This is a genomic window from Novosphingobium sp., from assembly GCF_030696665.1.
GTDB lineage: Bacteria > Pseudomonadota > Alphaproteobacteria > Sphingomonadales > Sphingomonadaceae > Novosphingobium.
Window position 1 is genome coordinate 95,870 of sequence record NZ_JAUYRV010000026.1, and the last position, 21,514, is coordinate 117,383.

At 62.2% G+C, this 21,514-nt stretch carries 21 protein-coding genes; 10 read left to right on the forward strand and 11 right to left on the reverse strand.

All coding sequences use genetic code 11. The annotated features are described in order from the left end of the window. Positions 1-3 precede the first annotated feature (3 nt). From Q8R81_RS06060 to Q8R81_RS06075, 4 genes are read right to left on the reverse strand one after another with little or no spacing between them, the layout of a single operon-like run. Positions 4-897 carry a JmjC domain-containing protein gene (locus Q8R81_RS06060; RefSeq protein ID WP_305616545.1) on the reverse strand — a complete coding sequence of 298 codons (894 nt, stop codon included), beginning with the start codon at positions 895-897 and terminating at the stop codon, positions 4-6. Positions 898-900: 3 nt separating this feature from the next. Then, the gene (locus tag Q8R81_RS06065) at positions 901-2,025 is read right to left on the reverse strand and encodes a GNAT family N-acetyltransferase (protein ID WP_305616546.1); all 1,125 of its coding nucleotides are present in this window, start codon (positions 2,023-2,025) and stop codon (positions 901-903) included. Next, on the reverse strand, positions 2,025-2,780 hold the full coding sequence (locus tag Q8R81_RS06070; protein WP_305616547.1) for a heparin lyase I family protein: 756 nt from the start codon (positions 2,778-2,780) through the stop codon (positions 2,025-2,027). Before Q8R81_RS06070 ends, Q8R81_RS06065 begins: the two co-directional genes overlap by 1 nt. Continuing rightward, positions 2,777-3,946: a glycosyltransferase gene (locus tag Q8R81_RS06075; protein WP_305616548.1), complete on the reverse strand. Its 1,170-nt coding sequence runs from the start codon at positions 3,944-3,946 to the stop codon at positions 2,777-2,779. Before Q8R81_RS06075 ends, Q8R81_RS06070 begins: the two co-directional genes overlap by 4 nt. Before the next feature lie 99 nt (positions 3,947-4,045). On the opposite strand from Q8R81_RS06075, the gene Q8R81_RS06080 reads away from it, so the two are divergent. The 3 genes from Q8R81_RS06080 (at position 4,046) to Q8R81_RS06090 (ending at position 6,197) form a co-directional block, all read left to right on the forward strand. Next, positions 4,046-4,759, forward strand: coding sequence for a PepSY domain-containing protein (locus tag Q8R81_RS06080; RefSeq protein ID WP_305616549.1), 714 nt, complete (start codon positions 4,046-4,048; stop codon positions 4,757-4,759). 173 nt (positions 4,760-4,932) lie between these two features. Continuing rightward, positions 4,933-5,442, forward strand: a complete 510-nt coding sequence (locus Q8R81_RS06085) for a cupin domain-containing protein (RefSeq protein WP_305616550.1) — start codon at positions 4,933-4,935, stop codon at positions 5,440-5,442. Then, a complete protein-coding gene (locus tag Q8R81_RS06090; RefSeq protein WP_305616551.1) occupies positions 5,439-6,197 on the forward strand; it encodes an SDR family NAD(P)-dependent oxidoreductase in 759 nt (252 codons plus the stop codon). The genes Q8R81_RS06085 and Q8R81_RS06090 overlap by 4 nt, the downstream gene beginning before the upstream one ends. 41 nt (positions 6,198-6,238) lie before the next feature. Here Q8R81_RS06090 and Q8R81_RS06095 read toward each other — a convergent pair whose 3' ends face one another. Both Q8R81_RS06095 and Q8R81_RS06100 read right to left on the reverse strand, forming a co-directional pair. Continuing rightward, positions 6,239-7,429, reverse strand: coding sequence for an MFS transporter (locus Q8R81_RS06095; RefSeq protein ID WP_305616552.1), 1,191 nt, complete (start codon positions 7,427-7,429; stop codon positions 6,239-6,241). Positions 7,430-7,489: 60 nt separating this feature from the next. Beyond that, positions 7,490-8,629 (reverse strand): FAD-dependent monooxygenase, encoded by a 1,140-nt coding sequence (locus tag Q8R81_RS06100; RefSeq protein WP_305616553.1) that lies wholly within the window; start codon positions 8,627-8,629, stop codon positions 7,490-7,492. A gap of 325 nt (positions 8,630-8,954) precedes the next feature. On the opposite strand from Q8R81_RS06100, the gene Q8R81_RS06105 reads away from it, so the two are divergent. The 3 genes from Q8R81_RS06105 to Q8R81_RS06115 all read left to right on the forward strand — a co-directional run bounded on the left by Q8R81_RS06105 (position 8,955) and on the right by Q8R81_RS06115 (position 13,333). After that, on the forward strand, positions 8,955-11,297 hold the full coding sequence (locus Q8R81_RS06105; protein ID WP_305616554.1) for a TonB-dependent receptor: 2,343 nt from the start codon (positions 8,955-8,957) through the stop codon (positions 11,295-11,297). A 71-nt stretch (positions 11,298-11,368) separates the two neighbouring features. Then, entirely contained in the window at positions 11,369-12,301 is a 933-nt protein-coding gene (locus Q8R81_RS06110) for an NAD-dependent epimerase/dehydratase family protein (RefSeq protein WP_305616555.1), read from the forward strand. 12 nt (positions 12,302-12,313) lie between these two features. After that, on the forward strand, positions 12,314-13,333 hold the full coding sequence (locus Q8R81_RS06115; protein ID WP_305616556.1) for a LysR family transcriptional regulator: 1,020 nt from the start codon (positions 12,314-12,316) through the stop codon (positions 13,331-13,333). A gap of 20 nt (positions 13,334-13,353) precedes the next feature. On the opposite strand, the gene Q8R81_RS06120 is transcribed toward Q8R81_RS06115, so the two are convergent. Next, positions 13,354-13,746, reverse strand: a complete 393-nt coding sequence (locus Q8R81_RS06120) for a helix-turn-helix domain-containing protein (RefSeq protein ID WP_305616557.1) — start codon at positions 13,744-13,746, stop codon at positions 13,354-13,356. Between the two features lie 139 nt (positions 13,747-13,885). On the opposite strand from Q8R81_RS06120, the gene Q8R81_RS06125 reads away from it, so the two are divergent. The 4 genes from Q8R81_RS06125 to Q8R81_RS06140 all read left to right on the forward strand — a co-directional run bounded on the left by Q8R81_RS06125 (position 13,886) and on the right by Q8R81_RS06140 (position 17,721). Next, entirely contained in the window at positions 13,886-14,695 is an 810-nt protein-coding gene (locus Q8R81_RS06125; RefSeq protein ID WP_305616558.1) for an SDR family NAD(P)-dependent oxidoreductase, read from the forward strand. 1 nt (position 14,696) lies between these two features. After that, positions 14,697-16,286 carry an NAD(P)/FAD-dependent oxidoreductase gene (locus Q8R81_RS06130; protein ID WP_305616559.1) on the forward strand — a complete coding sequence of 530 codons (1,590 nt, stop codon included), beginning with the start codon at positions 14,697-14,699 and terminating at the stop codon, positions 16,284-16,286. Then, on the forward strand, positions 16,283-16,519 hold the full coding sequence (locus tag Q8R81_RS06135) for a hypothetical protein (protein WP_305616560.1): 237 nt from the start codon (positions 16,283-16,285) through the stop codon (positions 16,517-16,519). Before Q8R81_RS06130 ends, Q8R81_RS06135 begins: the two co-directional genes overlap by 4 nt. Positions 16,520-16,617: 98 nt before the next feature. Then, positions 16,618-17,721 carry a VOC family protein gene (locus Q8R81_RS06140; RefSeq protein ID WP_305616561.1) on the forward strand — a complete coding sequence of 368 codons (1,104 nt, stop codon included), beginning with the start codon at positions 16,618-16,620 and terminating at the stop codon, positions 17,719-17,721. Positions 17,722-17,823: 102 nt separating this feature from the next. Here Q8R81_RS06140 and Q8R81_RS06145 read toward each other — a convergent pair whose 3' ends face one another. Genes Q8R81_RS06145 through hisD form a run of 4 tightly spaced genes read right to left on the reverse strand, consistent with a single transcriptional unit; the run spans position 17,824 to position 21,480 of the window. Further along, the gene (locus tag Q8R81_RS06145) at positions 17,824-18,231 is read right to left on the reverse strand and encodes a VOC family protein (RefSeq protein ID WP_305616562.1); all 408 of its coding nucleotides are present in this window, start codon (positions 18,229-18,231) and stop codon (positions 17,824-17,826) included. Next, positions 18,231-19,382 carry an alpha/beta hydrolase gene (locus tag Q8R81_RS06150; protein ID WP_305616563.1) on the reverse strand — a complete coding sequence of 384 codons (1,152 nt, stop codon included), beginning with the start codon at positions 19,380-19,382 and terminating at the stop codon, positions 18,231-18,233. Before Q8R81_RS06150 ends, Q8R81_RS06145 begins: the two co-directional genes overlap by 1 nt. An 11-nt stretch (positions 19,383-19,393) precedes the next feature. Beyond that, positions 19,394-20,149: an SDR family NAD(P)-dependent oxidoreductase gene (locus tag Q8R81_RS06155; protein WP_305616564.1), complete on the reverse strand. Its 756-nt coding sequence runs from the start codon at positions 20,147-20,149 to the stop codon at positions 19,394-19,396. Next, the gene (gene hisD / locus Q8R81_RS06160) at positions 20,149-21,480 is read right to left on the reverse strand and encodes a histidinol dehydrogenase (RefSeq protein WP_305616565.1); all 1,332 of its coding nucleotides are present in this window, start codon (positions 21,478-21,480) and stop codon (positions 20,149-20,151) included. Before hisD ends, Q8R81_RS06155 begins: the two co-directional genes overlap by 1 nt. Positions 21,481-21,514: the final 34 nt, after the last annotated feature.

A 21,514-nucleotide genomic window follows, 5' to 3' on the forward strand; every position in this document is an offset into this window, starting at 1 on the left:
CGCCTAATACGCGGTACGGTCCGGCTGGCGGCCAAGCGCCCGCTTGATACCATGCGTCACCGCCTTGAACCCGCGATGCGCGCTGACCTTGGCCTGATCGGCCAGCGGGTTTTGGCCGGGCAGGGCGGGTTGCAGGCCAAGCTTGCGTAACTGGTGGTTCACCAGATGAAGCCGCGCCTCGCCGTCGCTCAACTGCGAACGCCATGTGACGCTGAACGAAACCGACACGGTCGGGCCGTTCTGGACCCAGTGCGGAGCTTTGACCGGGACGTAAACGGCATCACCGGGGTGCAACGAAAAGGGCCGAGCCTGCGCTTCAAACTCGTCGCGGTGCGCCAGATTTCGGTGCGCGCCGCGATGGAATGCTTCATGCGCAAGTTGCGGCACCAGATCGGTGTTGTCCGCCGGATAGACGTTCATCGCCTTGCTACCTTCAAGCTGCAGCAGGATGTTGTGTTCCGGATCGAAATGAAACGGCGTGACCGATCCGGGTGCAGATAAAAACACGAAGGATTCCGGTCGGATGATCGGACCGGTCAGGGGTGTCACTTCAGCTGCGATGTCGGCCAGCAGCTCTTCCAGCAACCGGGCATAGGCGGGAATGTATTCAACCTTTTTCATCACCATCCAGCAGCGGTTGGTGTCGATGGTCCGCACCACTTCCGCTGCCGTCATCGGCACCACCCGGGTGGCCGACGGGTCTTGGTTGACCGGCACATCTCCAATCGAATGCTCGATATGGGTTGCAGGCAGGCTGGCAGCCAGTTGTTCGAGCGCCGCGCGCGTGAACAGCGGATGGCCCACAAGCCCGTGGTTCAGGCCACAGGGCAGGGCGGGGTAGGCGCAAGCGAGAGCATCGTGCCCGGTCGCTGTGAAAAGGGCGGTGGTCTTGGTCATGTTTCAGCTCGTTGCCATCTCTGGAACAGTTGCGGTTTCCGTCGGCGATTTGGCCTTGCGCCGGTCGAGCAGCGCGGTCAGCCCCACGATGCCGCGACCGACCAGTGTGGGCTGGCCGATCACCACCGAGCAGACCGGCATGCGATCTACCCATAGCCGGTTGATCATCGGATGGTCCGGGCGGGCGCAACTGTCGCACTTGGTCAGTCGGTCCCCGTCTAGCAGCGCCTGCAGATATTCCAGTTCGAGCAGCACGCCCGGTGAACTGGCGGCGTGAAGCTCGTCATAGCTGATCTTGTACTGAAAGGCCTGACCCTGCCCGTTTTCGAGGCAGGCCAGCATCGATAGCGGCGCGCCATCCAGCGTCATACGCCAGAAGTCCAGGCGGCCTTGCCGGTGCGCATTGTCCAGCAAGTGATGAACGCAAGCCTGCAACACCGGGTCGCACGCGGCGGCAACGCCATCGCGGCCCTTCCATCCTGCCGCTTCCATTTCGAGCAACTGTTCGGTCCAACCGGTCGCGGCAATTCCTGGGGCAAGCTGCTCTACGCGCAAGTCACCCCGGTCGGCCAGTCGTCGCTTCAACCGGCGATATTCCTTGAGCACCTTGCCGCGGATGTTGGTGGCGCAATAGTCTGTCGCGGATGGCCCCCGGTTCAGGACTGCCCGCTCCAGCCTCCGACTGATCCGGTGCGGCCAACGACCGTCGCCCAGAATATCGAGCAGGGCGCGCCCGACCGGGCCTTGTTCGTCCAATGTGGAAAGCCGCAACGTCGGCTGCCGTCCGTCCTGCGCGAGCATCGCCAGCATGGCTTGCCATACCTCGGTCTCGTGGCCGTTCACGATCAGCGGATCGCCCAGTGCCCGCACGCGCTGGTCCCAGTTCTGCCAGCCGATAGTCACCCCTCCCGCGCGCCACGGCATCAGCGGCAGCAATCCAGCCCATTGACCATCGCTGTGTTCAACAAGCAGCAGCTGCAGGCCAGTGCCTTCGGGTAGGGCCTGACAGGCCTCGACCGCCCAGTGTTCAAAGAACACGTTCGCATTGGCACATCCCGCCGCCAGCGCCTGCCAGCGCGATGCATCAGCGAGCGCCTCGTGCGGGTCTATCCAGCGGGCCTGCAGCATCACCGGGCTTTCCCGACAGGTGCAGCTACATTGATCTCCACATTGTCGATCCACAGTTCAGCCGGTTCAGGATTGGAATTGGCGGTCAGGCCCACTTGCACCCGATCAATCCACTTCATCCGGTTGGCCATCATCGTGCGCCCGGTGCCGCCAACGACTTCGCGCCCGTCAAGAAAGGCCCGCGCCCAGCCATCTGCTCCTGCCGAAACGTGCGTTTCATAGTCGATATGATGCCACTGGCCGTGCCTCATCTGCGGCCCGGCATCGTTCATCCACGCCCGCGCAACATCAATTTTCGACCGGTCTATCCGCAACCTTCCATGCCGCAAATAGAGGCGGACGCCCGGATTGTGCGACCACCCGCAGTCCGCGCATTCCAGATCCACCAGTTGCAGCGAATTGCCGGGGCGGCCATGCGGCACCATCATGTCAAACGACACGCGTATCACGCTGCCCGTGCCCGCAGGCGCAATGCGGGCCACCAGCGCCGCCTTGGCAACCGTCTCGCCCTGCTTCGGACCCGCCAGCGCATGCAGCGCAAGCCCGCCGCGTTCCGGGACCGGATCGGCACGAACCTCGCCATTGACGCGCTGCTGAATATACCAAGGGCAGTTGTCTGATCGGGCGCACAGGCCATTGTCGAACGTATCGGTGATGTGCTGATCGTGCTTTGCGGGCTGGGCCGATCCGGGCGCAAGCATAAGGCCGAAGCCGATCACGGCAGCAGTGCCGATAAGCGCAAATCCCCACTTCACTTTGCCGGTGTCCACTGGCTATAGCGGCGGCCCGTGGCGAACTGCCACACGCCCGTCAACTGCCCGGCAAGGTGCAGCGCAAGCCCGTGCAGCATGCGCACCGGGCGCGGCCAGCCAATGCCCTCGGCCAGCCCGGCAAGGCCGCATAGCACAAGCAGGCTGAGGCCGCTGCACGTGGCCGCCCAGAACCATACTGCAAACCCCTGCGCTTCCACTGCCGCCATCAGCGAAAGCGGCCACAGCGCGACGAGGAACAGCGGGGCCAGCCGCCGCAACAGCTTGTGAACGATAAGGCCAATGGCATAACCGCCGGTAACGAGGGGATTCATCAGCCGCCGTCGCCGCCAAAGTCCGGTCATGCCGCGCACGGTAATACGCACGCGGCGCCGGAAGTTGCGGCGGCTGCCCGCAATGCTTTCCTCCACCACGCGCGCGGCAGGTTCAAACACGATACGCTGCCCGGCGGCTACAGCGGCTGTGCTGATATAGAAATCATCGGTGACATCGCCCGGCACCACCGGAAACAGCGTGCGCCGAATTGCAAAAAGTCCACCGTCAGCGCTGCTGCATCCGATCAACTGGCTCTCTGCCCTGCGCAGCGACGATTCATAGACACGGAAAAGACTGTCGAACTGTGCCAGTCGCCGCTTTCCATCGCTCGCACGGTTGACTGCAACCGACCCGGCGACCGCACCAACGGCAGGATCGGCAAAGGGCCGGATGATCGCACCAATGGTGTCGGGCAGGAACAATGGGTCGGCGTCCGTCAGGACCACAATGTCGCCCTGCGCGATGTCGATGATCCGATTCAGGACGGATGCCTTTCCTCCGCGCGGGCAACGCACCACTGTCAGGCGCGGATCATCAATGCTTTCTGCCAGCAAAGCGGTGGCATCGGTAGAGCCATCATCACCAACTATGACGGCAACCGGCCAGGGGCTGTTGTCTGCTGCTGTCAGCACGGTCTGCAACTTGTGAAGGATGCTGGCCTGCTCGTTATAGGCGGCGATCAGCACAGTGACGGAAAAGCCGTGAGGCAACGCAAGGCTTGCGCTATCGCGGTGCGTCGGCTTGAAACTGTGCAGCAGGAAAAGCACCAGTGGATAGCCGACATAAGTCGCAGCCAGCAGAAGCACTAGCGCTGAGGAAACGGCAGCCGATGTCATGCAATTGCGTTAGCCGGGCAGAGTTGAAAAGCGCTTAACATCCGGGCGCAAACGCGCAACCTGCTGCTCCTTATTGAAAGCTGGATTTCACACGTGAAGATGAATGCCGCAACCCATCGCCTTGCCAGCCGAACCCACAAATGGCTGGCGCTTGTCATCGGATTCCAGTTGCTGCTGTGGTTTGCCAGCGGTGCCTTGATGGCGTGGCTGCCGATTGGCGAGGTGAGGGGCGAGCATCTGCTGGATCGCAATGCGCACGCTGTCCTTCCCGCCGAGATTGGCCGGATTGACCCGGCGAGCCTGATGAAAGCTGCTGCGGGAAATGCTCATGCCGTGACCTTGCGCGTCGTCGACGGACGGTTGCTGGCCGAGGCCAGCAGCCGTGATCAAACGTGGCTGTTTGATCCGCTCACTGGCAAACGCATCGGCATGGTGGATGCAGCCACGGCGCGCAAGATTGCCACCGCCGCGTGGAAGGTGCCTGTTCCGGGGGTGGCGAACGTCGGCCTGATTCGGGCCGAAAGCACAGAATACCGCGCCGCTCTGCCCGCGTGGAAAATCACCTTTGCCGATCCGGACAAAACCTCGGTCTATGTCGCGGCAGCCACCGGGCGGATTGCGGCCGTGCGGAACGGCACGTGGCGGCTGTATGATTTCTTCTGGGGCCTGCACATCATGGACTGGAAAAACCACGAAGACTTCAACTCGCCTTGGCTGCTGGCGTTTGCCGTCGGCGGGTTGGTGATGAGTATTACGGGGACGATTCTGTTGCTGGCACGGTGGCCGATACGGCGCAGGCGCAGGCCGGCGTGATCGCGATTGGCCATCGGCAATATCCGCGTTCCATCAATAGGACGCTATCGACCGAATGACTTTGATTTTCGCTTTCAAGGCCATCTACCGAAAGCCTGTCAGTCTTTGCGCAGGAGAGGGCTGCGTCGCTTGGCGTGTCAATGCTTCTGCGCTTTGCAACAGAGGAGCCATTAGTGGAACTGTCCGATTCCGGCCTGCCGCCGGTCCAGCGTGTTGTTACCGGCCACGATGCCAGCGGTCGCGCCGTGTTCAAAAGCGAAGACATCAGCCCCACGCGGATGATCCCGTCTGGCGATGCGTCTTTCCTGCTCATCTGGACTACGCCGACGGTTCCGGCTGACAACAATGATGAGACCGACGGCCGTCATCGTGACGCAGGACTTACGCTCGATGGCGGCTCAGTCATCCGGATTGTCGACATGCTGCCGGGCAAGGAAAGCCCGATGCACCGCACCAATTCGATCGACTACGGCATCGTGCTGGAAGGCGAGATCGAGCTTGAACTGGAAGATGGTGCGAAGAAGGCGGTGAGGCAGGGCGGCATCATCGTGCAGCGCGGCACCAACCATTTGTGGCGCAACATCACCGACAAGCCATGCCGCATTGCCTTCATCCTTATCGAAGCTCCGGCCTATCTGCACAATGGCGAGCCGCTGCCTGAGGATAGGCCCGAACACAAATGAGCAGCCCGTTCGACCTTGCAGGGAAGGGCGCGATCGTCACCGGCTCCACGCGAGGGATAGGCTTGGCAATTGCCGAGGCGCTGATTGCGGCGGGTGCGCGCGTCGTCATATCGAGCGAGGATGCCTTGGACACTGCGCAGGTGGCGGACAAATTGGGGATGCCAGGCATTGCCTGCGACGTGACCGATCATGCTGCGATTGCTGCGCTTGTCCACAACGGGGCAGCCGCGCTCGGCGGGCTGGACATTGTGGTCTGCAATGCCGGGATCACTGGCCAGCCGGGACCGTTCGCAGAGATCGACATGGGCGATTATGAGCGAGTTATGGCGGTGAACCTGACCGCGCAAGTGGTGCTGTGCAACCATGCCCTGCCGCTGATCGCAGCGCGCGGCGGAGGGGCGGCGATCCTTGTTTCAAGCCTGTCCGGGCTGCGCGGCAACGGGCGGATCAATGCCTATGCGCTGAGCAAGGCTGGCGTGGCGCAGCTTGCGCGCAACCTTGCGGTGGAATGGGGGCCGGAGGGTGTGCGAGTGAACGCGATTTCACCGGGCTTCATCGCCACCGAGCTATCGCGTCCGCTGCTTGACGATGCCGCATTCATGGCGCGGCGCATGGCGATGACCCCGTTGCGGCGGCCCGGAACGCCGGCCGAAGTGGCGGGGACCGTCGTGTTTCTGGCCTCGGCTGCTGGCGGGTTTGTGACCGGTCACAATCTTGTGGTCGATGGTGGGACGCTGATCACCGACGGTTCTTGACCGGATACGCGCCTCCCTTGCCAATCTTGCCGGGAAGACGGTCAGCCATGCGCGGTTTTGCGCAAGGCCAGCAGCGAGAGCGCAGCCCCTGCGGCGGCGGCCCAGCTCAGCATCTGGAAGCTGTTCATCAACCCGCCAGTGCGTAGCGCCAGGAACGTGACGACCAGCGGGCTGAGCCACTGGCCCAGCGAGAACGCCGATTGCCAGAAGCCCGTGCCACGGCTGCGGAATTCGAACGGCAGGATGCTCATTGACCACACCAGCAGCGTTGGCAGCAGCATGCCTGCGCCCAACTGGTTGATGAAGCAGCCGATAAGGAAGCCGGTGACCGTGCCGCTGCGCCCCATCAGCAGGAACCCGACGGCGAGCAGTGCAAATTCGGCCAGCAGCAGCTTGCCCACGCCAATACGGCCGATCCGCGAATAGACCAGCGTCCCCAGCGGCACGCCGATGCTGGCGACCGATGCGAGAAATCCGATGCGCGCCGCGCTTGTCAGCCCGAGTTCGGTAAGGCCGCTCGCCGCCTGAATCTGCATCGTGTAGAAGAACACCGAGCCGTAGATCGTGATTGCCACGATCATCGCCATGCGGCTCCACGGGAAGCCCTGCCACCCCAGGTTGCGCGGTGGGGCCAGCGCTTCGGCGGCGGGATGGGCGTCGTCCGAAGGCTCCCAGGTGTAGCGCCAGACCAGCACGAACATCGCCAGTGCCGAAAGGTATACCCAGAACGGCGCACGCCAGCCGAATTCCCCAAGCATCCCGCCCACGTTGAAGAAAAGCAGGGCCGACATCGAGGCGAATGCAGTCTGCCCGGCAAGCCACCGGTCACGCTGCTGGCCCTTGAAGTAATCGCCGATCATCGTGGTGGACAGCACATAGATCAGCGCTTCGGCAATCCCCACGCCCACGCGCGAAATCAGGATCGATGTAAGCCCGGTCAGGAAAACCGGTGCGACGCCGACCAGTGCGTAGATGATGAAGGACGCCAGCAGCAGCTTTCGCCGCCCGAAATAGTCGCCCAGAATGCCTGCGAACGGGCAGAGAATGGCCACGCAAAGTGCGGGCAGGGTAAGTACCATCGGCACGAGGTATTCATGGTGCGGGACGTGCGAAAATTCTGCCATCAGTTGCGGCACGATCGGTGCCAGCAAGACAATCGCCATCGTCGTCAGGGTGATCGGCAAGAGCAGCGCGATACCCGTCATGAAGCCCGGTTCGTGGTGCCTTGTCATGGCCGTATCCTCATCCCAAAGGAGGGTTCGGCCCTCCGTATTGTGTTTTGAAAAGCGCTGTCAGAACGGCTCGTTGAGACGGCTGAGCGCGCCTTCGAGCATCTTGGCATGGATCTGTGGATCGCCGTGATCGAGTTGCAACTGGCCAACCGCGACACTGGTTTCTATCACATCGCGGCACCGGCTGTAGCGGCGGTCCTGATAGGCGCGCAGGGCCGTGGATACATCATCGGTCCGGGCCAGTTCTTCGGCCAGCACGATGCCGCTTTCCACCGCCATACCCGCGCCAGATGCTAGGTGCGGCGTGGTGGCGTGAACGGCATCGCCAAGGAGCACAATGCGCCCATCAAACCAGTTCGCCGGTTGCAGGGCAGCGGCAAGCGGGCGGTAGTTGATCCAGTCACTGCGCGTCATGTTATCGCGAATCCAGCCAGCATTGCCGCCGAAATCGGCCAGCAGCAGCTTCAGTGTATCGAATAGTTCGTCATCCGACATGAAGCTCTCGCGCTCTTCATGCGCGGTGAGCATCCACATATAGACCATATCAGGTGCACAGGCGGTGATGCCGCAGGGATTGGCGTGGCCGAGGAAAAACTCGCCCATTTCCAGCCCCGGTGGCTTGCGGATCGAGATGCGCCAGCAGCCCTGCCCGGTGGGCTGCGCCTGCCCCATGTGCGGAAAGGCCAGATCGCGCACTTTCGAAAACACGCTGTCGGCACCGACGACGAGATCGTAACTGCCGCAGGTTCCGTCTGAGAAGCCGACGTTCACATGGTCATCCATGTTCTGAAGCGCATCGACAGTCAGCCCCAGCCGCACCGGGATGGCCAGTTCACGCACGCGTTTTTGCATGATGTGATGCAGCACCGGGCGCATTATCCCGCCCGTGGCGGGGAGGCCTTCCTCGATCACCGGTTCATCCAGATCGAGCATGTGCGTGCCATCATAGCGGAACAGGCGGGTCTTGCTGGTGATCGCGCCCTGCTGCTTGATTTCCTCAAGCAGGCCAAGCCGCCGGTATGCGCGTAGTGTCGGCCCGGTGATCGTGATGCCTGCGCCATAGACGCGCCATTCGGCATCAAGATCGATCAGATCGACCGCCACCCCGCGCTCGGCAAGGCTGATCGCCGTTGCCATGCCGCCAATTCCTCCGCCCACGACAAGCGCCGTTGCGATGCTGCTGATGTTCTCCCCGGTCATGGTGTCATGAACTAGCGAAAGCCGCTGCGGGCACAAATCCGAACGGTGGATAGGAACCCATCCATACAAACGGCGGGCGTTGGCCGGGTAATGGACGTAGGGCGAAACATGCAGGCTTCGCTCTTGTGGCGCATGAGGACGCACAGGTTCCGGCTATGGAAGCATAGCGAGAATGGGTGTTTTCCTTTTGGCTGAGGCTGTTCAGGTAGATGCAGTGATCGCGGCCCGGCCGGGCTGCGGTTTGGGCTGGGGTCTTTTGCCCGGCGGCAACACAGTTTGGATTATTCGACCGGCAATCGCAGGCGAACATTTGGGGAGGATCATCATGAAGTTTCGCAACACCCTTCGGTTGATGGCATCTGTCGGGGCCGTGGCGGTCGCCTGTTCCGGCGCGATGGGCCAGGCCTTCGCGTCAGATGTGGAAGCCGCCGATCAGGCCCAAGCTCGTGACGACAGCGATGCCGCCATCATCGTGACCGCACGCAAGCGTGAGGAAAACCTGATCGACGTGCCGCTGCCGGTGACGGTCGCCACGCAGGAACAGCTGCAGCGCGATCAGGTCTATTCGATCACCGATCTGCAGCGCACCACCGCATCGCTGGAAATCAGCCAGACGTCGGGCGGCGAAGTCAACGGCGGCGCACGCCTGCGCGGGCTTGGCACCGGCGTGTTCAACGCCAGCGTTTCGCCATCGGTGGCATTCGTGGTCGATCAGGTGCCGCAGGGCAACCTGACCTTCCCGCTGCTGTTCGATCTGGCGCAGGTTGAAGTGCTGCGCGGCCCCCAAGGCACGCTGTTTGGCCAAGGCGCATCGGCAGGCGTCATCAACATCACCACCGTTGCGCCATCGACCGATGCTTTTGCGATTTCGGGCGGGATCAACGCTGCGGACAAGGGCACAGCCGGTTCGGAAGTGAGCGAGTTGACCATCCGTGGCGGCGTGAATGTGCCGCTGGGTGAGAAGGCAGCATTGCGCGTTGCCGGCCAGTTCAAGCGTGAAGCCGGGCTGCAGCGCAACACCTTCCTCGATCTGGACAACCGCACCAAGGAATACGGCCTGCGCGGCAAGCTGCTGCTTGAACCTTCAGAGACGGTGACAATCAACCTGTCGGCTGAAATGACCGAACAGAAGATCAACGGCTGGAACTTCTTTGCCATCGCCATTGCCCCGTCAAGCGGCACGCTGGTCGATCCAGATGGTCCGGGACCGGCGCCACGGCTTCCCGTCTCGGTCTTTTCCAATGGCGCGTTTACCGATCCTGCCGGTTGCGGGATTCCGGTCATCAACGAACGGGCCGAGTTTTACTGCGAGGATACGCAGGCAACGATGCGCAACAGCGCAAGGGGCTTTTCGGGCGCGGTCGATTTCGAGCTGAACGACAACCTGTCGCTCACCTCGGTCACGGCTTATCGCATGCTTGATCGTGAAACCGACACGGTCAACTTCTCGCGCCGCTTGGGTGTTGCCGCCCGCAATGAGAACATCGAAAGCGAATCCAAGCAGTTCAGCCAGGAACTGCGTCTCGATTATCAAAACGAAGGCCTCAACGTGCTGGTCGGCGCGCTCTATTCGCGGTTCGATCTGGAAACGACGCCGGTCAATGGCAACACCTTTGGCAATGTCACGCTGGGCAACCGCACCGGCTTTAGCGTGTGCCAGAACCTCGGCATCTTCTGCGCGGTCCCGCTTTCATTCAGCTATGAAGACACCAACAATCGCATCTTCGCGCTGTTTACCGATGTAACCGTGCCAGTGTCCGATCAGGTCGATCTGTTCGGCGGTCTGCGCTATTCGAACTATCGCAATACCACGGGTGTCGGCGTGAATACGCTGACGGCCACCCGCACGGTCGAACTGAAGGACAACGACGTTTCGGGGCGTGTGGGCGTAAGCTTCAAGCCAAGCCCGGATTCGACGATCTTCCTGTCCTACGCCCGTGGATACAAGCCGCCCGCTGTGGTGGTGCCGACCATCGCCACTGATCCGGTGGTGCTGCTGAAGCCTGAAAAGGCCGATGCCATTGAATTCGGCGCGAAGGTGCAACTGGGCCGCGTGCAGCTTTCGGGCAATGCGTTCTGGAACAAGGTGGCGAACTTCCAGACGCAATCCAGCGTGTTCAACGCCGCAGGCGCGCTGATCTCGGTCACGCAGAACATCGACAAGGTGGTGTCAAAGGGCTTTGAACTGAACGCGCTGGGCACGCTGATGCCGGGCCTGACGCTGAACGCCGGTTATCAGTTCAACGATGTCCGCTTCCCCACGGGCTTTGTCGGCAATGATGGCGTTTCGCTTTCGAACAAGCAGTTCATCAACGCGCCAAAGCACAAGTTCACAATCTCGACCGAGTATTCGGCAGCGGTCGGCGGCAATCTGGAAGCGTTCATCAACGCCAACCTGGTCTACAAGAGCAAGGTGCTGCTGGGCCAATACGGCAGCGATGCCTACCGCTATCCGGCGCACGAGCTCATCAACACCGGCATCGGGGTGCGTGATGCGGACGGAAAGTGGAGCGCTTCGATCTTTGCCCGCAACCTGACCAAGGAGCGCGAACCGACCGCCTATCTTGCCAGCGACTTTGCCGGAACTGCCGATGGCGGCATCCGCGCATGGCCAGCAGCGGGCATCACATCGCGCGTGATCGGGTTGACGGTAGACTTCAACTTCTGATGGTGAAGCAGGGGCGGTGACCAGCCGGTTTGCCGCCCCTGTTCTTTCCTGCAAAAGCAAGGATCAAGGCTGTGCGCGTTGTCGTTACCGGTGCGGGTGGGTTTGTCGGCCGCGAAATTGTCGGGCTGTTGCTGGCGCGCGGTGACGAGGTTGTCGGTATCGATACAGCAGCGGGCGGCATTGCAGCAGGCGCGCGCGCGATTGCAGGCGATCTGGGCGATCCGGCAGCGCGGGCCGCTGCGCTTGATGGTGGGTGCGATGCGCTGATCCATCTGGCAACGGTGCCGGGCGGTGCGGCAGAGGCAGACCCGGCTGCATCGCGGCGGATCAACATTGATGCGATGTACGACCTGCTGCTTGAGGCATCGGCGCTGAAACCCGGCGTGCGCGTGGTCTATGCCAGTTCCATTGCTGTGTTCGGCGATCCGCTGCCGCCATTGGTTGATGATGCGACGCCGCTTAGCCCGAAGATGATCTATGGCGGGCACAAGGCGATGATGGAGCATGCGGTGGCCATGCTGTCCAACCGAGGCATGATCGATGGCGTCACCGTGCGCCTGCCCGGCATTCTGGCGCGGCCAAAGGGCCCATCGGGCATGAAATCGGCGTTCATGTCCGATATGTTCCATGCACTTATGGCGGGTGAGGGCTTTACCTGTCCAGTTTCAGCCACAGGCACAATCTGGGCGCAATCGGTGCGCCAGTGCGCAAAGAACTTTGTCCATGCGCTGACGCTCGACAGTGCGCTTCTGCCACCGGGCCGCGCCGTGACGTTGCCAGCGCTGCGCATCGCGATGGGTGATCTTGCGGGCGAGATTGCAAGCCAATGCGGCGTTTTGGCCGATCTGGTCAGCTATGCCCCGGATGGCGCGCTTGAAGCGGCCTTCGCCGCGCAGCCGCCCTTGCTGACGCCTGCTGCCGAACTTGCGGGTTTTGCACATGACGGAGACACTGCTACACTCGTCGCCAACGCCCTGCTCGCGATCAAAAGCGCAACGAATTGAAGGGCGAGGGAGATGGCGATGCGCTTCGGACGGCTTGACCTCAACCTGCTGGTTGCGCTCGATGCACTGCTGACGGAACGCAGCGTCAGCCTTGCGGCAGACCGGCTGTGCCTTTCGCAGTCCGCCACGTCGAGCGCGCTGGGCAGGTTGCGGGAATACTTCGGCGATGAATTGCTGGTGGTGAAGGGGCGCAACATGATCCTCACCGCCCGGGCAGAGGAACTGATCGAACCGGTGCGCACCGTGCTCGAACAGATCCGCACCACGGTGGCCGTCGCCCCACCGTTCGATCCCGCCACGGCGGAGCGCACCATCCGCATCATGGCATCGGACTATTCAACCGAAGTCCTGCTGGCGGGTGTGCTGGTTGATCTGGAAAGCGAAGCGCCCAACCTGCGCTTTGAAATCCAGCCGATGCACGATGCCCCGATCGAGGCGATAGAGCGCGGCTATATCGATCTGCTGCTGACCATCGATCTGGCGATTTCCGCCGATCATCCCAGCCAGCTCCTGTTTCAGGACGATTACGTGGTGGTGGGCGACCGCGAAAATCCGGCGATGGCAGAGCCGATGACGCGCGACCTCTATTTCAGCCTTGGCCATGTCACTGCCCGCTTTGGCAAGGCGCGCGTGGCCGCGTTCGACGATTGGTTCGTGCGCCGCCAGAAGCAGCAGCGCCGGATCGATGTGGTGGCGCCCACATTCCTTTCGCTGCCCGGCCTGATCGTTGGCACAAAGCGCATTGCCACGATGCACCGCCGCATGGCCGAGAAGGTTGTGCGCAACATGCCGCTGGTGCTGCGCGATGTGCCGTTCGACATTCCGCCGATCCGTGAGACGATCCAGTGGAACCTGACCAACAACAACGATCGCGCCCTGCGCTGGGTGGTGGAGCGGCTGCATGCGGCGGCGAGCAGCGCTCCGACAGAACCGCTGCAGGTGGCGAGCAATGTCATTTCGCTGGCTTCTGGTGAAGCCATCGGCCGGGACGAAATCGAGGTCGAATACCGGATGAACCATCCCCAACACTGACCGGCAGCATTGAGCGGCGTTCAGTCCTCGCTGCGGTCAAAACCTTCGCGCGCATGGTGGATTGCACTGGCGCGCGCGTTGATCCAGTCTATCAGCCGACGCGCTTCGCCCTGCAATTCGCTCCCCAGCGGTGTCAGCTCATAGCTAACCTTTGGCGGCACCTCCGCGCTGGCGGTGCGCGCAACAAAGCCATCGCGTTCCAGTGTGCGCAGTTTCAGCGTCAGCACGCGCTGCGAGATAGCCTGTTCGGCTGACAACTGCCCCAGCATGCGGCGCAATTCGGCATGACGCCACGTACCGGTTGCCAGCACCAGCAGGATCAGCGTGGACCAGCGGTCACCCAGCAGGCCCATCACTTCGCGCACGGGCGCATCACGCTCCTTGCCGTGCCGCTCCATATCATCGGCCAGCACGGCGATCTTGTTCCCGGGTTGTGAATTCTCGATTTTCAAGCCCGCCTAGCCCCCGATCACGGCACAAAAAAGTGCCGTCTTCCGCATTGTAACCGCGATCCTATGACGTTGCAGGAGACAATAACAGAGGGAGATGGCCGTGGCTGGCGATGCAATCCGCATGGACGGCAAGATCGCAGTGGTGACCGGTGGCGCAGGCGGCATCGGGGCAGCCACCGCACACCTTTTGACGGCGCGTGGTGCGCGCGTGGTGATTGCCGATATTGCGGCGGACCGGGCACAGGCGCTGGCCGCACAATTGCCCGGCGCGCTGGCGATTGCGCTCGATCTTGAGCAGGAATCGTCCATCGAAGCGCTGATCGCCCAGACCGTGCAGCATTTTGGCAGGATCGATGTGCTGCACAACAATGCTGCACTGCTCGGGCCAGACATTGCGCAGGCCGATGGCGATATTGAGCATATGAGCACGGCGCTGTGGGACCGCACCTTTGCGGTGAATGCACGCGGCACGATGATCGCTTGCCGCGCCGCGTTGCCGCATCTGGTTCGCACGCGCGGATGCATCGTCAACACGGTCAGCAATCTGGCGCTGCAGGGGCACCTGATCCAGGCCGCCTATTCCAGCAGCAAAGCCGCCGTGATCCAGATGACGCGCGCGATTGCGGCCAGCCACGGCAAGCAGGGCGTGCGCTGCAATGCGGTTGCGCCGGGCATGACGATGACGCCTGCCCTGCGTGAGGCGTTCCCACCCGCCTTGCGCAAGGTGGTGGAGGACGAAACCCTGCGCGATCAGTTGGGCGATCCGCAGGACATTGCCGAAGCGGTGGCGTTCCTTGCCAGCGATGCGGCACGCAACATCACCGGACAGGTGCTGGTCTGCGATGGTGGCGGGGCCAGCCACGTGCCGGGCATTTCCGGCTTCCGCAGCTTCTTTTCCGGGGAACATTGAGATGAGCCAGTACGATATCGTCGTCATGGGTGCGGGCCACAACGGCCTGGTTGCCGCAGCATACATGGCCAAGGCGGGGAAGAAGGTGCTCGTGCTGGAACGCAAGCCCCACTACGGCGGCGGCGTTTCCACGCGGGAATTGCTGCACCCCGGCTTCTGGCATGACGAGCATTCCAACGTCCACATCATGATCCAGGGCAACCCGATGCTGCGCGAGGACGAACTGGGTTTGCTGTCCCGGTTCGGGCTGGAATACATCTATCCCGATCTTGTCCATGTATCGATCTGGGAGGATGGCACCGTCATCCGGTCCTACAAGGATCTGGATAAGACGTGTGAGGAACTGGCCCGCGTGGCCGGTGCGAAGGACGCCGAGGCCTATCGCAAGTTCGTGGGCATGAGCACCACTGCACTGCCCATGCTGATGAGCGGCATGTATGCCCCGCCGTTCCCGTTGGGCGCGTTCGTGGCGATGATGGATCAGTCCGATGAAGGGCGCTTCCTGCTCGATCTGATGCAGCGCTCCGCGCTCGACATCGTGGACCAATATTTCGAAAGCGACATGCTCAAGCTGCATATCGTGCGGATGGTGACCGAGAACCTGCAGATGCCTGATGAGCTAGGCACTGGCATGGGCGCGTTTGTGATGCCGGGGATCATCCACACGTTCGGTTGTTCCATGCCCAAGGGCGGCTCCGGCCAGCTTAGCCATGCGCTGGTCCGCGCGATCGAGCATTTCGGCGGCGAAGTGCGCTGCAATGCCGAAGTGCGCCGCGTGATCGTTTCTGGCGGGAAGGCCACCGGGCTGGAATTGGTCGACGGTGAAACCTTCATGGCCCGCGATGGCGTGATCGGTGCAATCCACCCGCATGTGTTGCGCAAGTTCGTGTCCGAAACGCCAGAACCGGTGCTGCAACGCGCCGAACGCGTGACGCAATCGACCTTCTCGATCAACCTGACGCACATGACGCTGAAAGAGCGGTTGAAGCTGAAGGTCGGCAATGAATGCAACGCGATGATGACCGAACTGATGGACTTCTATTCAGTGCGCGACATGCAGCTGGAATATGACAAGCTGCGCCGGGGCGAGGTGAGCCATCGCCTGATCGCGGGTGGTGATAACACCATCTTCGATCCCACCCGCGCGCCGGAAGGGGCAGGGGTGTTTTATGGCGTGAACTTTGCACCCTACAACCTCCATCCCGGCGGCCCACAATCGTGGGATGCGTGCAAGGAGGAAGTCGCTGACAAGGCGCTGGCCCAGTACCGCAAGTTCTTCGTCAACCTTACCGATGACAACATCACCGGCCGCCTGATCCGATCACCCATCGACCACGAGCGTGACAGCCCGGCCAGCTTTGTGCGCGGCGACATCCACGGCTGCGCGCCGTTTTTCTACCAGTCTGCCGGCCACCGCCCGACCCCTGACCTTGGCTCGCTCCGCGTGCCCGAGATCGAGGGCCTCTACCTTGTAGGCCCATTCATGCATCCCGGCGGCGGGGTGTTTGGGGCAGGGCGCGCCACGGCGATTCAGATGATGGACGATATGGGCATCGATTACGACAAGGTCTGCGGGAGGGCCGTGCAGTGAGCAACGCGCGCAACAAGGTGCCGGTGGCACGCATCCTCGATGCCAATGACAAGGAACTCATGGCGATCCGCAAGATCGAGCCGGACGGCAATACGCTGGTCATCCGGGGCAAGATCTTCGGCGCGATGCCGATGGTGGCAAAGCTGACGCCCGAAGAAGCGCGTGCGGCGCTGAAGCTGCTGGATTTCAGAACGGTGATCTTCCTGCTCACTCTGCTTTTCCGCAAGAGCTGATCCATCGGCATTATCGATAGCAAGGCAGCGGAAACTTCGGTTTCCGCAAGCTTGCTGCGGCGGGCATGAGGGGGGCTTGTAGAATTCCGGGAGATTTCATGCCCTTTTCCAACGCGCCCCTTGAGGCCACACCCGCCGTCCTTGGTGTTGAAAGCGTGCTGTTCGGCGTGGCCGATCTGGCCGAACACACGCGCTTCTGGGCCGATTTTGGCCTGCCGCTGGAGAGCAGCAGCGAACACGAAAGCGTGTTTCGCCTGCAATCGGGCAGCCGAGTGGTGATCGTGCAGCACGGCGATGCACGCCTGCCTTCGCCCGATCCTTTTGCCGGTGATGGGGTGAAGGAAACCGTGTGGGGCGTTGATACAGCGGAAAATCTCGGGAAGATCGCCGCCAGCCTTGCCAGCGAAGTCCCGGTGACGCGCGATGCCGATGGCACCGTTCACTGCCTGTGCCCCGATGGTCAGCCCATCGCGTTGCGGGTGTGGGACAAGCGGCAGGTCGTTTCCAAAGCCAGCCCGGTCAACACGCCATCAAGCTGGCCGCGCTTCAACCAGCACCGCATCTGGCGCAAGAAGGCCATCCCCAGCACTATCAACCACGTGGTATTTTTCAGCCCCGATTATGTCGGCAGCTTCGAATTCTACGAACGGCACTTGGGCTTCCGCTATGTCGATCATTCGAAAGGGACAGGCATCTTTGCCCGCGCAGGCGGCACGTTCGAACACCATTCGATCTTCTGGGTGAATTGCGACCTGCCAATTGCACCAGACCACTTCAAGTTCATGCACATCGCGTTCGGTTGCGACGATATCGACGAGGTCATGCTCGGCGCGAACATCATGGACAACAAGGGCTGGAAGAACACCACCATGAACACCAGCGGCGGCATTTCCCGCCACCGCATTTCCAGCGCGATTTACTACTACTGCGAAATTCCCGGCCACGCGGGAGAGGCGGAATACCACGCAGATACAGACTATGTGGACGACAACTGGGTGCCGCGCGCGTGGGACTTCAAGTTTGGCTCACTGCTGTGGTCGCACAACGCACCTGCGATCTTCCGGGGTGACGACATTCCGTGGGACATGGCATTCGACCATGATCGCAAAAGCTTCGACCCGTTCCGCCGCGCAACGCCGGGAAAGCAGCCGATAACGGGCGATCTGGCCAACCTCACCGAAGAGGACGAACACGCGCTCTAAGGTCAAAATCCTCCCCGCCTTTGCGAAGCGCAGGTGGGGAGGGGGACCGCCCGCGCAGCGGGTGGTGTAGGGATGAAACCGTCCGACTGCCCCCTGCTGCTGTCACTCCGCCCCTTCTTCCACAAACTCAATCAGATTGCCCGCGCAGTCCCGCACGAAGCAGCCCTTGCCGAAGCTTTCGCGGACGACAAACGCTATGTCAGCGCCCTTAATCTCCATCTCGGCCAGAAACGCTTCAAGGTCCGCGACGCGGAAAGCCACGTGCTTGTTGCCGTGGGTGCGCACGTCTGCAGGGGGTGACCGGCGGTCTTCGGGAAGGGGCGCTGCGCCTTCCACCTCGAAGATCTCGAACCGCAGAGGCCCCTTGCGCACCATCGCGGTGTGGCTGCGCGCGGCTTGGATGTAGAACCGCTTTTCAACCTCGAAGCCCAGGACGCGCCCGTACCATTCAATCGCCTCATTCAGCGAAGGCACCGAAACACCGCCGTGGTGGAACGTGAAATCAGCCATCAGCTCAGCTCGGCAAATGTCTTTGCGCACCAATCCGCGATGTAATCGCGCATGCCTGTGCCGTTGTCGGCACCGCAATGCTCTACTTCGAAATCAGCCTTGGTGAATATGCGCACGTGCCGTTTGGGGCTGTTAACCGCCTGATCGTAGGACATTTGCGCATTGTAGGCGGGGATCTGCCGGTCGTTCTGGCCATGCGTGATGAGGAACGGCACGCGGATTTTCTCCACCTGCCCATCAAGCGTGATCTGATCGGCATATTCGAGGAAGGCTTGCTGGTCGTTGATGCCGAACACCCACATCACGTGGTCCCAGTAGTGCGGAACGGGATTTTCACCCTCGTTGGCCACACGCTCACGCTGGCGCTGGCCCCACACGTGGTTTGCGCCCATCACTGCACACAGCGCATAGCGCGGATCGTTGGCGGCGATGCGCGGCGCGTGATAGCCGCCGAACGACAGGCCAAAAATGCCGATCTTCGAATGGATCACGTCCGGCCGGGTCAGCAGATAATCGAAGGCCGGGCTGCCCCAGCGTTCGGCGTCGAACACGGCGGGCAGGTTGCGCTTGCGGATCGCCTCGCCTGTGCCGGGCTGATCCACGAACAGCGTGTTGATCCCGCGTGCAAGGTTCACCGCGCCGTGGCCTGCCATATCGACCTGTTCCTTCATGGAATCCAAGCCGTTGACCGATACCAGCGCAGGGCGCGGCGTGCCCGAACCGTCATGGACGAAGATCGCCGGATAGCTCGATCCTTCGTAGGGTATCTCCACCTTGTCCACGTGCAGCCCGCTCAGCGCGCTGCCCTTGTGGTAGAGTTCGAGACCTCTGTCATAAGCGGCCCAGCGCGGTGCGTAATCACGGCTTTGCAGGCGTTCGGCGCCCAGATAATAGCCCGACGCGCGCAGATACTTCGCCCCGGCAGACAGCAGGAACCCTTCCGCCTCGTCCCGTTCTGCATTGCGAGCCACCTGATCGGCCACGGCAATCCAGCTGTCGAACAACTCGGCAGAACCTGCGTCGGCCCCGGCTTTCGCAGCTTCGCGCACCGGGCGGCACACTTCATCCAGTTCGCCATGATTGCCGCCCGCAATCAGCGCAAGGTTGATGCCAAGGTTCCAGACGTAGTTTCCGGGGAAGGGTTCAAACATGGGACGATTTCCTATTCTGCGGTCCAGCCGCCATCGACGACAAGGCTGGTTCCGGTCATCAGGGCAGAGGCATCGGAAGCCAGGAACAGCACCGCGCCCATCAGGTCTTCCACCCTGCCGATGCGGCCCAGCTTGATCTTTGAAAGCACGCTGGCCTTGAACGCCGGGTCGGCGAACATCGGCTTGGTCAGCGGGGTTTCGATGAATGTGGGCGCTATGGTGTTGCTGCGGATGCTGTGGGCCGCAAGATCGAGCGCGAAGGACTTGTTCATGCCCTCCAGTGCCCACTTGCTGGCGCAATAGAGGCTGCGGTTCGGCCCGCCAACGTGGCCCATCTGGCTGCCCATGTGGATCAATGATCCTTGCGTGCCCGCCGCGATCATCCGCCGCACACAGGCTTGCGCCACAAAGAACGCGGCCTTCACGTTCAGGCCCAGCACCGCGTCGTAATCGGCCTCGCTCACATCCCACATCGGTTTGGGCCGGTTTGTCCCGGCATTGTTGACGAGGATGTGGAACGGATCGCGCGCGGCAAAGAACGCGGCCACGGCGGCAAGGTCCGATACGTCGAGCGTTGCGGCCCGCGCACCGTTGCCGATCGCGCTGGCCGCCTCGTCAATCTCTGCTGAGGACCGCGCCACCAGCGTGACCTGCGCGCCCGCCTCGGCCAGTGCAGCCGCAGCGGCAAGGCCGATGCCGCGCCCCGCGCCGGTCACCACCGCGCGCTTGCCATCAAGCCGGAACGACGGCGTGCGGGGCAGCGCCATCACGCCCGCGTCAGCTCGCTCGGCTCTGCCTGTCCGGCATAAGCCACGTTGCGCCCGCCATAGCGGCGCACGCGGATATTGGCCTGCTCGCCATGCCCGGCAAAGCCTTCCAGCGCGCACAGGCGGCTGCAATATTCACCGATCAGCGCCGACGCCTCATCGGTCAGCACGCGCTGATATGTGCAGGTTTTGAGGAATTTGCCGACCCACAGCCCCCCGGTATAGCGCGCAGCCTTCTTCGTCGGCAGCGTGTGATTGGTGCCGATCACCTTGTCGCCGAACGACACATTGGTCCGGCTGCCAAGGAACAGCGCACCGTAGTTGGTCATCTTCTGGAGGAAGTAATCAGGATCGGCCGTCATCACCTGCACATGCTCGCTGGCGATGTCATCGGCGATGCGGACCATTTCCTCGTAGCTGTCAGCCACGATCACTTCGCCAAACGTCTCCCACGCCTTGCGCGCATGGTCGGCGGTGGGCAGGATCAGCAGCAGCCGCTCGATCTCGGCCATCGTTGCGCGCGCAAACTTTTCGCTGTTGGTCAGCAGCACGCCGGGGCTGTCTGGCCCATGCTCCACCTGGCCAAGGATGTCGGTCGCTGCCATTTCTGGATCGCAGCCAATTTCGTCAGCGATGATCAGCGTTTCGGTTGGCCCTGCGAACAGGTCGATGCCCACGCGGCCAAACAGCTGGCGCTTGGCTTCGGCCACAAAGGCGTTGCCGGGGCCAACCAGAATGTCCACCGGATCGATGCTCGCCGTGCCGATGGCCATTGCGCCCACCGCTTGAATGCCGCCCAGCGCATAGATCGCATCGGCGCCTGCCATTGCCTGCGCCGCCACGATGGCGCGCGCGATTTTGCCCTGGAACGGCGGCGCACAAGTGATGACGCGCGGCACGCCTGCCACCTTGGCGGTGATGACGGACATGTGCGCCGATGCCAGCAGCGGATACTTGCCGCCCGGCACATAACAGCCTGCGTTCTGGATCGGCAGGTTCTTGTGCCCCAGCACCACGCCGGGCAGGGTCTCGACCTCGACGTCCTTTATGCTGTCACGCTGGATCTGTGCAAAATTTCGCACCTGCGCCTGTGCGAATTCGATGTCCTTGCGCTCCTGCGCGCTCAGACTGTCCACCGCCGCATCGATCTCGGCCTGGCTCAGCCGATAATCCTCGCGATCCCAGCCATCGAATTTGATCGACATATCGCGCACGGCGGCATCGCCCCGCTTTTCGATATCGGCGAGCGACGCCTCCACGATGTCGCGGACCTTGCGATCCGCCTGCGCCTTAACGTCCGCAGCCGCGCCGCGTTTGAGCCACTGGGCCATAGTTCTCCCCGCATGTTGCAATGCAATTGCCTTG

Excerpts from the sequence above, each read along its gene's own strand:
- Q8R81_RS06090 (WP_305616551.1), top strand. The coding sequence starts at position 5,439 with ATGAGCAGCCCGTTCGACCTTGCAGGGAAGGGCGCGATCGTCACCGGC.
- Q8R81_RS06075 (WP_305616548.1), bottom strand. The coding sequence starts at position 3,946 with ATGACATCGGCTGCCGTTTCCTCAGCGCTAGTGCTTCTGCTGGCTGCG.
- hisD (WP_305616565.1), bottom strand. The coding sequence starts at position 21,480 with ATGGCCCAGTGGCTCAAACGCGGCGCGGCTGCGGACGTTAAGGCGCAG.
- Q8R81_RS06095 (WP_305616552.1), bottom strand. The coding sequence starts at position 7,429 with ATGACAAGGCACCACGAACCGGGCTTCATGACGGGTATCGCGCTGCTC.
- Q8R81_RS06130 (WP_305616559.1), top strand. The coding sequence starts at position 14,697 with ATGAGCCAGTACGATATCGTCGTCATGGGTGCGGGCCACAACGGCCTG.
- Q8R81_RS06145 (WP_305616562.1), bottom strand. The coding sequence starts at position 18,231 with ATGGCTGATTTCACGTTCCACCACGGCGGTGTTTCGGTGCCTTCGCTG.
- Q8R81_RS06140 (WP_305616561.1), top strand. The coding sequence starts at position 16,618 with ATGCCCTTTTCCAACGCGCCCCTTGAGGCCACACCCGCCGTCCTTGGT.
- Q8R81_RS06155 (WP_305616564.1), bottom strand. The coding sequence starts at position 20,149 with ATGGCGCTGCCCCGCACGCCGTCGTTCCGGCTTGATGGCAAGCGCGCG.
- Q8R81_RS06065 (WP_305616546.1), bottom strand. The coding sequence starts at position 2,025 with ATGCTGCAGGCCCGCTGGATAGACCCGCACGAGGCGCTCGCTGATGCA.
- Q8R81_RS06080 (WP_305616549.1), top strand. The coding sequence starts at position 4,046 with ATGAATGCCGCAACCCATCGCCTTGCCAGCCGAACCCACAAATGGCTG.
- Q8R81_RS06105 (WP_305616554.1), top strand. The coding sequence starts at position 8,955 with ATGAAGTTTCGCAACACCCTTCGGTTGATGGCATCTGTCGGGGCCGTG.
- Q8R81_RS06150 (WP_305616563.1), bottom strand. The coding sequence starts at position 19,382 with ATGTTTGAACCCTTCCCCGGAAACTACGTCTGGAACCTTGGCATCAAC.
- Q8R81_RS06060 (WP_305616545.1), bottom strand. The coding sequence starts at position 897 with ATGACCAAGACCACCGCCCTTTTCACAGCGACCGGGCACGATGCTCTC.
- Q8R81_RS06100 (WP_305616553.1), bottom strand. The coding sequence starts at position 8,629 with ATGACCGGGGAGAACATCAGCAGCATCGCAACGGCGCTTGTCGTGGGC.
- Q8R81_RS06115 (WP_305616556.1), top strand. The coding sequence starts at position 12,314 with ATGGCGATGCGCTTCGGACGGCTTGACCTCAACCTGCTGGTTGCGCTC.